Here is a 14,985-nt window from a genome sequence, read left to right on the forward strand (position 1 = left end):
TATGAAAAAAATTGCTTTATTATCAGTTTTATCATTGGCATGTGCCACGGCTAGTTATGCATTTGAGTCAAATTTATTGCCTCCAGAAGTTTCCCAAGCTTTCAATGGCGGAAACTTGGATAGTAGCGGTGCAAATAATGCTGCATTGTTGAAGAGCCAATCGGTAGTTGAGCTTTCTCCAAGTAGTTCGATGAAATATCCAACTCAAAATCGGATGTTTGGTTCGCAGCTTTTTAAGGGTGCTTTTGCTTCAACTGCAGGATCAACCTTTAATAGTAGTTATCAGATTAACCCGGGCGATAACATTAATTTACGCCTATGGGGTGCTTATCAGTTTAACGGTACTCAAACCGTCGATCCACAAGGCAATATTTTTATTCCAAATGTCGGACCGGTCAAAGTGGCAGGGGTTCGAAATGGTAATCTGCAATCGGTAGTTGAATCACAAGTTCGCCGTATTTATGTCTCGAATGTTGGCGTGTACGCGGCCCTTGAGCAAGCCCAACCTGTGAAGGTGATGGTTACCGGTTTTGTCAATCAGCCCGGTAATTATGGTGGTGTTGCCAATGATAGTGTGATTGCTTACCTGGACCGCGCGGGTGGGGTAGATCCAGAACGTGGCAGTTATATTGATATTAAAGTCATGCGAAATGGTCAAACAGTTCAGCAGGTCGATTTATATGACTTCCTGTTGCAAGGCCAGATTCGACCTTTTTCCTTCCGTGACGGGGATGTAATTGTGGTAGGGCAACGTACCCATACCTTTAATGTCTCTGGTGAAGTTTATAACCAGAATGACTTTGAGTTTAACTCACCTGCAGTTACGCTGGCACAGGCATTGGCAGTTGCCAAGCTTAAACCAGGGGCAACCAATGTCAGTATTCAACGTCGACAGGGAGCAGAATATCGCAGTGAATATTATTCGCTGAATCAAGCATCAAATATTATGATCCAAGATGGCGATGTTGTCACAGTAACGGCTGACCGCTATGCAGGTACGATTCAAGTACGGGTCGATGGTGCCCATAATGGCGCCCATGCTATTGTTTTACCTTATGGGGCTAAACTGAGTGATGTTTTGACCCAATTACAACCTAATGCTTTGGCTGAGGTTGAATCTTTGCAATTGTTTCGTCCTTCGGTAGCCAAGCGCCAAAAAGAAATGTTAAATGTTGCTCTAGATAAACTAGAAGAAACCACCTTTAATGCGCGCTCGAGTACGCAAGAAGAAGCCGCTTTACGTTTACGTGATGCAGAACTGGTTAAACAGTTTATTACTAAGGCGCGTCAAGTAGAGCCTAAAGGGCAAGTGGTTCTTAACCCAGATACTTTTCATGATGTGATACTGGAACAGGGCGATATTTTGCATATTCCAGAGAAAACCTCTGTGGTGATGATACATGGTGAGGTTGCTTTTCCAAATGGGGTGGAATACAAGCAGGGCCTAAATGCCAAAAATTATATAGAGCAGGTCGGTGGGTTTAGCCAGAAATCGAATAAATCTAAAGTGATTGTGATTCGTCAGAATGGTAAGGCCGAGCTTGTGCGTAAAGGTGAAAAAATTAAGCAGGGTGATGAAATCTTAGTATTACCTAAAGCTCAGACCAAAGGGATTGAGTTAACACGTGGTATTACACAAGTGTTATATCAAATTGCGGTAGCGGCGAAAGTAGCTTTAGATTTATAAGAATGAGGAAATATAAGTGATTAAACAATTAGAAAATTTTTTTGTAAAAGAAAATATACCTGTAACCCATAAAGATATTACCTACTGCTTGTGTATAAGAATCAGTGAGGTTACTCCTTGGATTTTAGAAAGATTAGAATTTTGCTTAAGTTACTATAGTCCACAACCAGAAATTAATGTTGTAGATTTTGGCTCTGAAGATTTATTTGCTGAAAAAATTAGAAAAATTTGCGAAAAATATGGAGCAAATTATATTTTTGAAAATGATAAAGAAGAATTTTCATTAGCAAGAGCACGAAATATTGCTGTTAATAATGTAAAAACTAAATATTTTCTTTTATCTGATATAGATTTTGTATTTGATAAAAATATTTTTGCTGATTTAGCGAAAGATGCAAAACGATTAAAAATGCATGTTTATCCAAAAAGATTTTTAACAATGCCAATATGTCATTTAGAAGAGGATGAAACAAACAGATTTTGGAATAGTAACCAAAAAGAAAATATTATCAGAGAATTAGATTATTTTGTTTCCAGAGCTGAGTATGGGAAGGATATAGAGTTTTATACGAGTTACAGTAATGTATTTTTTATGAGTAAGGAGTTATTTACTTTAGTAGGAGGGTACTGTGATAAATTTAGAGGACATGGTTCAGAAGATTTTGATTTAATGTTAAGAATTGGGTTGATTTGTTCAGATTTGCCTAAACCCGAACATTTAAATAAAGATTTTTATGGACCATTAAAAGATTCTTTTTGGGGGGATAAGTACTATTCAGGTTTCAGAAGATATATTGAAGCTGTGATGTTTAATAATGAGAATTTAGGATATAAAGCCTACCATTTATGGCACCCAAAACCACAAAATAAGGGTTATTGGACCAATAATAATGACTGGAAAAGAGAAAAGTTTAACGAAGTTATTTCAGCTTATATTGAAAAAGAAGAAAAGGTTTTAGAGGCTGATTACTTAGTTAAAGATAAAACCTGTCTTTGCTTAATGAATGATTATAAAAATTGGAGATATTTTTTACCATTAAAATATCTTGGCTATAGTTTAAAAGTTTTATCAAGAAATAATCTTGAAGAAATCGTAGAAGGGTATAAACTTATTTCTGAAGGGAAAGTTGATTTTATTTGTATATTTAATCCATATATGAAGAGCCATAAAAAATATAAGGATTTGTTTGATTTTGCAAAAAAAAATGGTGTTGATGTTTCAGTTATAGAACGAGGAGGATTGCCGAATTCTATCTATTATGCTGAACAAGTAAGTTATAATGATGATGATTTTAAGAATACAGAACTATTAGATAGAAAATTAACTATAGAAGATATTAATTTAACAAAAGAATATATAAATAGTTTAGTGACTGGACTTTATACTTTAGAGTCAATGGAAACTTATGATGAAACGATTTATAAGCCAAGTATAGAGATACTTAAATTTAAAAAATCTATTTTTATACCTTTACAGCTTGATGATGATATGGCTGTCACATTTTTCAATGAAAATCACTTAAAATATAATGATTTTTTAGATGGTTTAGAAAAAATTATAATTAAAAACCAGCATATTCAATTTGTTATTAAGCCTCATCCATTAGATAAAAAAGTTAATAGATTTAACTATGAAAATGTAACTAATCTAAATGATGAAAATATTCATGCTGTTATAGACTGTGTAAATACTGTTCTGCTATATAATTCAGGTGTGGGTTTATTAGCACTAGCACATAATAAACCTGTTTATACTGTTGGCAATGCTTACTATAGTTTCAATGGTTCATTGACTAAACAGATAGAAAAATTAGATATTATTATTAAAGATTTAGATAATGATACACTTTTTAGTTTAAATGAAAATAAAACTATAAATTTATTTAATTGGCTAATTAAAGAAAAATATAGTTGGTTTACTGCAAAAGATGTCATTAAAGAGTTTAATAATAGGAAATCACATGCTTATGACTTTATTAATGTTGAGTTTTTCAACTTTAAAGGCAAAACATGGTTTTCTGGATTAAATCCTTTATTTAGTTATAGTGATAGAACCTATCTGAATGCTATGTTGAAAATTGAAAACTTAAAGAGTGCTACTAGTGCAGTAGATAAAAAAGTATTAAAAAAATCTGATAAATTAGCTAGTGAAATATCTCCTTTAATGAGAAAAATCAGGAAATTAAAAAGAGATCCAAAAGCTTTTGTTGTAGATTTTATTAAGAAAAAAATATAAATATAGGATAAATTTCCTTTTTAATTGAGTGTGGAAATGTTAAATTATTTAGATAACTTATTGAATGAAAATAAAATTGAAGGTTATGGGTTTGTTGAGGAGTTTTGCTTAATTAACTCTTGGAAGATTAGAGGTTTTTTTTCTATTGGCGCTTATACTAATATTAGTAAGAATGCTAATATTCGAGACGTAATTATTGGAAGATTTAGCAAAATAGATACGAACGTTAATATAGGTAAATTTCTAGGTGAAAAAAATATATTTTCAAATAGTGATTTCTCTAATGGAATACCTCAAGTAATTTCAAGTGATTATGAAAAAATATCGAAAAACCGATTTTTTTATAATAAAACTCCATTAACTAAAATTGGTAATGATGTATGGATACAGGAAAACTGTATTATTAAATCGGGTGTTACTATATCGGATGGAGTTATAGTTCTTCCTAATTCTCTTGTAATTGATGATTTACCTCCATTTTCAATTTGTTCTGGAAATCCTGCACAAGTAATTGGTTATAGATTTGAATTTGAGATAATTGAGAGATTGCAAAAATATAGATGGTGGGATAAAGATATATTTAAATTAGAATCTGTTAATTACTCAAATATAAAAAAGATATTAAATACAAATTTAGACAATAAAAAATATCAACGATTCTTTGTTGATAGTTTTGATAGTAGAGTAATTGAAGATAATTTAGATCGTGTATTAATAGGCCCTTCACATATAAAGAGATGGCGTGATAAAATATATGAGGGTGATATTTTCTATCCAAATTTTTATTTAATAGGTTTTTCTGGCTTAAGTCTTTATGATAAAAGTTTAATAAGGTGGATTGATTTTTTTACTGAAATTGGGAAAGAAATTTTTTTAATGGTACCTGATTTTAGAATAGGTAATTCTTATATTTTAAATAAATCTTTAAATCCTACTTTTATTGATAAAGATCTAATTAATTTAGAGAATGATACTGTTTTATATAATGAAGCAATTAAAATTCTTGATCACTTTGTAAAATTAAATGATAAAATAAAATTTATTTTTTGGTGCCTAGGTGCTAGAGAAAATTTGAATATTAAGAATAATAAATATATAGTTAATGGGTCTTATAAGCACCCCATATGGAATTTAGAAAAATTAAATAATCTTTATTCTAATAACACTCTGCAATTAGATAGTAATTTTAACTTTGAAGATATGATTGAAAATGATGGCACAGTTCATCCAACTAACTTGGGCTATAATTTTATAAAAAATATAATAAATGGGAGAACTGTCTTTTCCAATATTAAAAAAAATAAATATAAACCAAATATATTGATTAGAACTTATCGTTGGGATGAAGTTAATAACCTATTAGCTTTATATTATAAAGAAAAGGGTGCAAATGTTATTTTTGTTGTAGATGAAACAAAAAATATCGTTAATATTCCTAGTGAGTGGTCAAAAGTATCTATAAATAAAGATAAAATAAAGAATAAATTTTTAAGATATCAAGATGATATAATGTGGCGTTCAGGAGATTACTGCTATTATTTTGCTTTTGATGAATTTCCTGAAATGGAGAGAGCTTGGTTAGTAGAAGATGAAGCTATTATTTATTCAGATGATTTTTTAAATTTTTTAGAAAAATTTGAAATGCATAATATTGATTTTTACGCAGGAAAATTTGGTAAGAGAGGTAATAAAAATTATTTATACAAAACTATAGATTTTATTAATAGATATCCTTACGGATGCATTTATTCAATTTCTATGATGACTAACTCCTATGCTAAATTTCTATATAAAAAGCGTGTAGAATTAAATAACTATTTTATTCAAAATAATTTAGAAAATGATAAGTGGATGAATGATGAGTATTTTAGTATTAATATGAGTTATGGTACCCAATATTGTATAGCTGCTCTGCAGGATGTTAGTCGTTGGTGTTGTTCACAGACACTCCATTTCAGTACTCAAAAAGTTTTAATGAAAACGTCAAAATCTCTTAATTTTGAATATCAGAATCGTTTTTATCATCCCATTCTTGTAGAGGGTTTAGATGATTCTAATAGTTTAAAACGTAATAAAAGTTTACTTAATAAGTATTTGTAATGAATTATTTATGTATATAAATGCTAATAAAAATATCTTATCTATAGTTAATCTCTATAAATATATTTTTAATAATCAAACCAACCTGCGAGTAAGTTGTGGCTGGGGCCGTAAAAAAAGTTTCTTTAAGGCTCAGTCTCTTGCTGAAAAAAAGGGTTTAAAAGCGCTCTGTCTAGAGGATGGTTTTATCCGTTCTCTTGGCCTCGGTAAAGACGGCTATGCCCCTCTTTCCCTTGTGGTCGATGAAACCGGAATTTATTTTGATGCCTTACAGCCCTCTGACTTGGAACAACTGATTCTTCAACCCGAAAATCAAGAATTAAATCTGAGGGCTACATCTGCGATTCAGACCATTCTGCAGCATAAAATCACAAAATATAATCAAAGATTTTGTACGATAGATTCAGGAAAATTTGATCAAAACACTCAACACATTTTAGTCATTGATCAAACCTTTGGGGATCAATCCATCAAGTATGCCGGTGCTACGCCAGAAACCTTTAAGATCATGCTGGCACAAGCCTGTTTAGACCATCCAGAAGCTACCATCTGGGTAAAAACTCATCCAGATGTGCTGGCGGGAAAAGCACAATCTCATTTTCAACCACAAGATTTAGCATCTGTAAATATTCAGATCCTAACGGAAGCCTATAATCCGATTGAATTATTGGGGTATATCGATGAAGTCTATGTGGTCAGCTCACAACTGGGCTTTGAAGCCTTGCTTTGTGGCAAGAAAGTCCATTGCTTTGGTGTTCCTTGGTATGCGGGATGGGGGCTGACAGATGATCAATATGCACCTTTGGAAATTTTAAATGGAAGACGTGGTGTCAAACGTTCCCTCAACCATTTATTTGCATCTGCTTATTTTCATTATGCACGCTATGTCAATCCAGTTACTGGTGAGCGCTGTGAATGTGAGGATATTATAGATTTGATTATTCCGAATATTGAATTTCAAAAACGTCTAGGTCAATCCTATATTGCGTATGGTTTTAGTCCTTGGAAAAAAAAATTTATTGCGGACTTTTTAAGCTTCCCAAAGCTTAGTTTAAAATTTCAACGCTATCTAAAGCCTAAAAAAAATCAGCCGACTCTTGCTTGGGGCAAAAAAGCGCAACGACTGAAAGATCAGAATTATCTAAATGTGATTACTGTAGAGGATGGATTTATCCGATCTGTTGGACTGGGCGCCACTTTAATTCGACCATGTTCGCTCGTTTTTGATGATGTCGGTATCTATTATGACGCGACAAAACCATCAGGAATTGAGAATCTTCTCAATCAAGTTAATCTCACCGAACAGCAGCTTCAAAGAGCACGTGATTTACAGCAAAAGCTGATCGATCTTAATATTTCAAAATATAATGTTGGTGAATCTAAATTCTTAACCCGTCCAAATGCTTCTAAAGTGATTTTAGTGGTTGGGCAGGTTGAAGATGATATGTCGATTCAGCTGGGAGGAGTTGGTATAAAAACCAATCTGGACTTGCTGAAACAGGTGCGGGAAAATCATCCGGAGAGTTATATTATTTATAAGCCTCATCCTGACGTTCAAACAGGTCTGCGGATAGGAAAAATTTCCGAACAGGACATGTCTCGTTATGCGGATCAGGTTGAATTAGATACTTCTATTTTAGAGTGTTTTGAAATTTGTGATGAAGTGCATACCATAACCTCGCTCAGTGGCTTTGAAGCCTTGATTCGGGGCTTAAAAGTTTATTGTTATGGTTTGCCTTTTTATGCAGGCTGGGGATTGACACAGGACCTGTATTCATCACAAAGACGCAACAATAAAAATGTAAGCTTGGAAACTTTGTTGTATGTAACTCTTGTAGAATATCCGACATATAATTTACCGTATACTCAGGCATCAGGTATTCCCTTGGTTCGCCCCGAGGATGTGATCGCTTATATCAAAAGTCAATTGGATCAACCGGTAGGTCATAATCATAAGTATAAGCATGTATTATTATATTTATATAACAAGTTAAAAAAATAGGTTAATTTCTTTATGTCAGTCCATGTGAATCGTTTATTGCTTTCTGAACGGGTTCTGTTATTACAGGGGCCGATGGGGAGTTTTTTTAATCGTTTTTCTTCCTGGCTCAAAGACCATGATATTCAATGTTTTAAAGTGAACCTGAACGGTGGAGATCAATTTTTTTCGCGTTCTTTTGAATACAACTTTGATTTTACCGGCACGTATGCCGATTTTTCGGCTTGGATTGAAAACTTGCTTTTATCTCAAGAAATTGATGCAGTCGTATGTTTTGGAGACTGTCGCAAGTATCATCAAGTTGCAAAAAAAGTTGCCTTAAAGCATCGCATTAATTTTTTTGCGTTTGAGGAAGGCTATATCCGGCCGAACTACATTACTTTTGAGCAGGATGGGGTCAATTTCTTTTCCAACTTTTTGTCGCATTTAAAATTAACCACAAAAAAAAATAAAAACTCTCAAGTGAAGAAAGTATCTGAAGTCAATAATAGCTATCGTTCAATGCTGATCAGTGTCATGGTCTATTATGTATTTATGCTGCTTTTTTCCTGGAAATACCCGCATTATAAGCATCATCGGCAGATGAGCATCTGGTCGGAAATTTATTATTGGATCTGGTCGGGTGTGCGGCGGATCAAGAATACTTGTGTAGAAGAAAAACGTTTTAATGCATTTATGCAGACCTATAAAAAACGTTATTTTGTGTTTGCCCTACAGGTACATAATGACTTTCAGATTCGCACCCATTCTGATTTAAAGTGCATGAAAAAGTATATTGAAATGGTCATTCAGGACTTTGCACAACATGCAGATCCCTATCATCATTTGGTGCTCAAGCATCATCCGATGGATCGTGGCTATCGTAATTATGCCTCTTACATTCGTAAACTGGCGAAATGTCACGATGTTGAAGGACGTATTCACTATTTTTGTGATATCCATTTACCGACGCTATTAAAAAATAGCCTGGGTTTCGTCGCAGTAAATAGTACGACCGGCATTCAGGCTTTGTATCACCATATTCCTGTCAAGGTATTGGGTTATGCGCTCTATAATTTACCTAAGCTGACCAACCAACGACCATTGGCTAAATTCTGGAGAAATCCAGGCAAGGTCGATCAGGTGTATTTTAACTATTTCCGTGAAGAGCTGATTCAGTATTCCCAACTGAATGGGGCTTTTTATGGCGCTTCACCTTGGATGGATGATTATGATATCTCGTATATTGGGGTGGAGGTTGAAATGCCACAAGCCAATCATCCTGTTTCCCTTTAATCCCCAGCAACTTTGACAAGGTCGCCGATATTTATTTCATTAAATATTATGGTTTTGTCATTAGGACACTATGCTTCGCTACGTCTTGCGAAGCAGTGCTTCTCATCTCAGGAAAAGTAGTCTCCGACAAATCGGGTACGGTTAATTATATGTTTGATAAGTTAGCAATATAATCTTATCAACTTTTTAGCTGACGAGTTGTTATGTCCTCATTGATCAATTTTCTATCTCGCTTTAGTACCGCAACTATTCAGCGCAGTCTTAGCTATGCTAAACACATTGATAGGGAAACGATTGAGTTCTTTGAGGAAAAAGACGGTGTCACGATGTATGCCCAAATTGAAGGGACAGATTATTACGATACTGCGATTACCTATAATCCCCAAAAAGACCGTTTAATCGATGACGACTGTACTTGTCCCGTTAGATATAACTGTAAACATGCTGCCGCTTTAGCGCGGTTATTCTTCCAGGAATATCGCCAAGAATTTCAGCAACGTTCTGCTGATTCTCAATCACCACGGTCAATAGCAAACCGCCAACAGGGATATGATCAGGCGCAACGCTGGTTGCATGACTTTAAACGGCAGTTAGAACAGACAGACCCCGAGCAACCTTCCAAAACAAACACGTGTTTAATTTACCTATTAAATCAGTCTATCAGCTCAAAAAAATTGACTCTTGTTGTGCAGAAGGCCAGACGCAATAAAAATGGCTCCATTGCCGGTGAAAGTGATTATACGCAATATGAAAATATCACCAGAAAGCATCTGACTTTACCTGAACAAAAACGACAATTATTTAACCAGGTTTATTATTACGCCAAAATAAATAGTGACGAACGCTTTTATCAGAGCAATCTTAATATCTCCGGGATTTTATTGGAGCACTTCAAAACTTTTATTCAAAGTGGCGATGTTTATTGGCAAAAAAAGAGCCATGTTGCACTTAAATGGTCAGAGCAAGGGTACAACATCGAACTGATCTGGGAACAAGGTGTCAAAAAACAGACTGAGCATTTAAACATTGAATTGGTCAATGGCGATCTTCGACTCGATTTAAAATCAAATCCACATATTCAAATTATCGCTAGCCAGCCACCGTGTTATGTCGATATTCAACAGAACACGGTGGGCCAGTTATATGGTGAATATACGGCAAATCTGCTCTACCATTTTTTGCAGATGCCTGATCTTCCATCTACGCTATTGTTTGAGTTTGAGCAGATGACTCATCAATATTCAGACGTGCAAAACCTGCCTCAGCCCGAGGCTATTCAGAATATTGAGGTCCTTGCAGGTAGCCCCCAGCCAATTTTACGCTTTGGTGTTTTAGATAAATTTGATTGGAAATTGGAGGAGTATGTTAGTGCTGAAATTGAGTTCTCCTATGCAGGTGGGCGAATAAAATCGGGTATATCCGGTGACAGTTTTATCGGCGAGCAGCATGGCAAAATGGTGCGACAGCTTCGAGACTTCATTCAGGAACAACAGGCAATCCAGCGTTTACAGCTGTTGGTCGCATCACTGGGTTGGGTGAAAGATCTTAGCTATTACCAGCAATTAAAACTTGATAAACAACGTCTCGATTCTATGGTTTCTGCTTTCTATGGAGACTGGATCAGGCAACTCATGCCCATCAATCAAATTGAATTGATGGGGTGGCAGGTAGAGCATCTGGAACACAGCCCATTTAAGCTGCAATATGTTGAAAATTTAAATATTTCCATCACTGAATCTGAAAGCCAGCAGGACTGGTTCGATATCGGGGCGACGGTTCAGGACAGTGCAGGCAATTGTTATGATTTGCTCGATGCAATCGTAGCTTTGGTGCAAGAACAGCCTGATTTACTTGATCCGCGGACTTTTAGTCATCTGCATAACAGTCAAATTTTCACCCTGAAAACTGCAGCGGATCAACCCGATTTGGCGCTATCCGCAAAGGACATTAAGCCGGTATTGTTGCATCTGCGGAGCATTTTACAGCAAGAAGAGCGCAGCATAGATCGCTATGATGCGAGCCAACTATTAGAGTTACAGCATAATCTTGGGATGGTGTGGCAGGTCAGTGATCGCCTGCAGCAATTTGCGCAGAAATTCAAACAAGGCTATCAGCAGCAACTGCCGACACCACAAGGTTTTCAGGGGGAATTGCGTCCATACCAGCAGCAGGGCTTAGGCTGGTTACAGTTTTTAAGGGAAACCCAGCATGGCGGGATTCTGGCAGATGATATCGGCTTGGGCAAAACAGCACAAACTTTAGCGCATTTGCTCATGGAAAAGCAGGCTGGACATTTGCAGGACAGCCCCGCCTTAATTATTGCGCCAACATCGCTGATGCATAACTGGATCAAAGAAGCGCAGAAATTTACTCCTGATCTCAAGGTACTGCTGCTACAGGTGCCGGACCGCCATCGCCATTTTGAACAGATTCCGCACTATGACATTGTGTTAACCACCTATCCGCTCCTGGCGAGAGATGAAGAACAACTGAAGCAATATGAATATCATCAACTCATTCTGGATGAAGCGCAGAATATCAAAAATCCGCGTGCCAAAGCTGCACAGGTAGTACGGCAATTAAAAGCACGACATCGTCTGTGTCTAACCGGCACGCCGATGGAAAATCATTTGGGTGAGCTGTGGTCATTATTTTATTTTCTGATGCCAGGATTTTTATATTCGCAAGAAATTTTTAATAAAAAATACCGTCATCCGATTGAAAAACTCGGTGATCAGCAGTTAAGGCAAAAGTTGGTGAACCGCATTAAACCCTTTATTTTACGTCGCTTGAAAACTGACGTTGCCAAAGAATTGCCAGAAAAAACCACGATTGAAGTCAATATTGATATGAATGAACAGCAATCCAAGCTATACGAGGCTGTTCGTGCCACGATGCAAGCCAGTATTCAGAAAATTGTGGCAGAAAAAGGTTTTAAGCGTAGTCAAATTCAAATTTTAGATGCCTTACTGAAGCTACGTCAGGTGTGCTGCCATCCTAGCTTACTGAAACTGGATTCAGTTAAAACCGGGCAGGCACACTCTGCCAAACTTGAACAGTTGATGGATATGGTGGTCCCGATGGTGGAAGAGGGAAGAAAAATTCTGATCTTTTCGCAATTTACTTCAATGCTGGAATTGATTGAGCAGCAACTCAATCACGCAAAAATTGGCTATGTGAAACTGACTGGAAAGACCAAGAAACGGGATGAAGCTATTACTACATTCCAGTCTGGACAAGTGCCTGTGTTTTTAATCAGCCTGAAAGCTGGAGGGGTCGGTCTGAATTTGACCACCGCAGATACGGTCATTCACTATGATCCATGGTGGAACCCTGCTGCTGAAGATCAAGCTTCAGATCGTGCATGGCGGATTGGACAGGATAAGCCGGTATTTGTGTATAAGCTAATTACCAACCAAAGCATAGAAGAAAAAATTCTTGCCTTGCAGCAAAATAAAGCTGAACTGGCACAGTCTATTCTAAGCACAGATCATGAGGGAGAAGCGAAACTGACGGAAAATGACGTGATGAAATTGTTTGAGAAATTTTAGCTTGGTTACAGGTTTTCTCTAATCATCTGTAAGTATCTGAAAGTCTGGATGCAATTTTCTCCAATGTTCTCTTAATTTTTCTTTATGAGCAGAAATCATAGGTAAGCCTAGTAATAGCGCTGGCCATAATGATCGAGCTTTATCCATAATATCGTGAAGTTGCTTCTCGATGATACGCCATGGAACGCCGACTTTTTCTGCCCATTGCTTAAAATGCTTCATCTCAGCTAAATACCAATCTTTATTTTTGGCAAGATTTAATGCGAAATGATGCTCATTTTCAATATATACACTGGTCATTAATATATCGTATGCGGGTGATAATCTGGGTGCATTTTTATCATGATAAATCATACTCCAGTTTTTTAAGTGCGCATCTCCATTGGCGAGTAAAATATTGATGAGTAAGCGGCTGGCAAATTTCTGAATATCAAAAATTTTGTTATCTGAAAATTGATAAATGATCTTTCCTATCTGTTCATAATTTGTGGTGCTGTATTTCTGATGTGGATATGCACCAAAGATCTGAGCAAAATCTTCAATATGGATAAGCTCTGTAGTGTTAGCAGTACTCTGTCTATCGAATCTCTTAATTGCAAAAGCATATTGCTCTTGGGGTAAATTTAATGGTGGAAGGTCTTGTAAGAGTGCCATATCCACCAAGCGAATCTCAGGGACATCTATTCCGACCATTTTGGCAAGGGTCATCATAGAATATTCATTTAGCGGAACAAAAGCATGTCTGGAAGAAGGAGTTTTGATAATCCAATCCCCGAGTAGACTGGATTCCGTTGCCTGCGCTAATGTAAAACGCCCGTCTTTGGCTTTCATGGAAAACTTCATTTGGACACCGGCCAAGGAAAACTTATTATCTGTTCGAATCTCTTGCTTTAAAATTTGATCTGGATTCGAGATCTGCAGTTTGAATTTTATTTCATCTGGAATTTCTTCTGGATCTAATGGGGTCGCAATGAGTGCTCCAGGTAAGTCATGACCTAAAGCTGCCAATAACTGAAATTCATTGTCTAGATGTACTTTGAGGCTTTGTGCAATGAGTTCGCGTAATGCGCCTTCTGGTAGCAAGTTTGATAGCAAGGGGTGTAAGCGCTGATGTGTAACATAGGTCTTTTCTAAAATCTTATCCGCTTGAGGATACAAGGGGGAAGTAAGCATGCTCAAAGTCGGGCGTTGCTGATCAAATCGGAAAGAATCCGTAAAAACCAGAATATTTTTTCCACTCTGAAATCCTGCCAAGTATCCAACGACAGCATGATGTAATGTTAATTTCAGGACGGCAACAGTATTCATGGTTCCTCATCTCCGAGAAGACCCTTCCATGGGTTGGTCATTAAGTCATCCTGATCTTCGATCGTGATTTTAATTTCATCATGCAATAATTGTCTGATTAAATGAACTTTATCATCTGGGATGAGCATCAGTTGAGCATTTAATCCTGCCGCGATAATTTCTAAGGTCTCTAATCGAGGATTGCCCTGACTTTCCAGTTTTTGGTACTGCTGTCTTGAAATGCCTGTACGGGATTGCATATCAACTTGTTTTAGGCTCAATTGGGTTCGTCTTTTTTTGATTTGCTGAAGTAAAGATTCATTCATTGTAGACATATTTATTTCTTTTAGGTTCTATAAGAAACATATTAGCTTCTTTTTTTTGAAAATCAATTTATGATTTTATCATTTCGATCTGTAAAACAGCCCTAGCTACGTAGTGATCTGAAATCACTTTGAAAATACAGTAAATACGCTGTTCAATTTACCTTATGTCCTTACGGGATTGGCAGAAATGTTGTCGATGCTAGAATCTGAATTGTCGGCAACTCTCTGGTAAAATTCCCTGGCAGCCCTGCATTTAACCGCCTAGCGCAATTCGATAATAAATAATAACAAACCCGCCGCGCAGTTGGCATACAGTAAGTAAAGAAGTGGTTGACTGTGATCATAAAAATAACATCTCAAGCCGGAGGTAAACTAGATGGCTAAGTATACTGATATTAATAGTTTTAATACCTTAGAAACATTAACCGTCGGTTCAGAACACTATCAGATTTTCAACCTGTCCAAATTGCAAGTGCAGTTGGGCGACCTGTCCCGGCTGCCAAAATCTTTAAAAGTCTTGCTGG

The 14,985-nt window shown here is 36.2% G+C and carries 9 protein-coding genes; 7 read left to right on the top strand and 2 right to left on the bottom strand.

The annotated features are described in order from the left end of the window. The first annotated feature begins 1 nt into the window (after nt 1). The 6 genes from WAK81_RS05450 (at nt 2) to WAK81_RS05475 (ending at nt 12,848) form a co-directional block, all read left to right on the top strand. Nucleotides 2-1,687 carry a polysaccharide biosynthesis/export family protein gene (locus WAK81_RS05450; RefSeq protein WP_422196007.1) on the top strand — a complete coding sequence of 562 codons (1,686 nt, stop codon included), beginning with the start codon at nt 2-4 and terminating at the stop codon, nt 1,685-1,687. 16 nt (nt 1,688-1,703) lie between these two features. After that, nucleotides 1,704-3,923 carry a glycosyltransferase gene (locus WAK81_RS05455; RefSeq protein WP_422196008.1) on the top strand — a complete coding sequence of 740 codons (2,220 nt, stop codon included), beginning with the start codon at nt 1,704-1,706 and terminating at the stop codon, nt 3,921-3,923. Between the two features lie 36 nt (nt 3,924-3,959). After that, a complete protein-coding gene (locus tag WAK81_RS05460) occupies nt 3,960-6,023 on the top strand; it encodes a CatB-related O-acetyltransferase (protein WP_422196009.1) in 2,064 nt (687 codons plus the stop codon). A 10-nt stretch (nt 6,024-6,033) separates the two neighbouring features. Further along, a complete protein-coding gene (locus WAK81_RS05465) occupies nt 6,034-8,025 on the top strand; it encodes a capsular polysaccharide biosynthesis protein (RefSeq protein WP_422196010.1) in 1,992 nt (663 codons plus the stop codon). 12 nt (nt 8,026-8,037) lie between these two features. Further along, on the top strand, nt 8,038-9,297 hold the full coding sequence (locus tag WAK81_RS05470; protein ID WP_422196011.1) for a capsule biosynthesis protein: 1,260 nt from the start codon (nt 8,038-8,040) through the stop codon (nt 9,295-9,297). Between the two features lie 203 nt (nt 9,298-9,500). Further along, nucleotides 9,501-12,848: an SNF2-related protein gene (locus tag WAK81_RS05475; RefSeq protein WP_422196012.1), complete on the top strand. Its 3,348-nt coding sequence runs from the start codon at nt 9,501-9,503 to the stop codon at nt 12,846-12,848. Nucleotides 12,849-12,866: 18 nt separating this feature from the next. On the opposite strand, the gene WAK81_RS05480 is transcribed toward WAK81_RS05475, so the two are convergent. Together WAK81_RS05480 and WAK81_RS05485 are read right to left on the bottom strand one after the other, a co-directional pair. After that, complete coding sequence (locus WAK81_RS05480) at nt 12,867-14,156, bottom strand: type II toxin-antitoxin system HipA family toxin (RefSeq protein ID WP_422196013.1); 1,290 nt, start codon at nt 14,154-14,156, stop codon at nt 12,867-12,869. Further along, a complete protein-coding gene (locus WAK81_RS05485; protein ID WP_422196015.1) occupies nt 14,153-14,461 on the bottom strand; it encodes a helix-turn-helix transcriptional regulator in 309 nt (102 codons plus the stop codon). Before WAK81_RS05485 ends, WAK81_RS05480 begins: the two co-directional genes overlap by 4 nt. 376 nt (nt 14,462-14,837) lie before the next feature. Here WAK81_RS05485 and WAK81_RS05490 point away from each other — a divergent pair. Then, nucleotides 14,838-14,985, top strand: a 148-nt coding sequence (locus WAK81_RS05490; RefSeq protein ID WP_422196016.1) for a hypothetical protein, incomplete at its 3' end; no start/stop codon positions are given.

The organism is Acinetobacter sp. (assembly GCF_049284435.1).
GTDB lineage: Bacteria > Pseudomonadota > Gammaproteobacteria > Pseudomonadales > Moraxellaceae > Acinetobacter.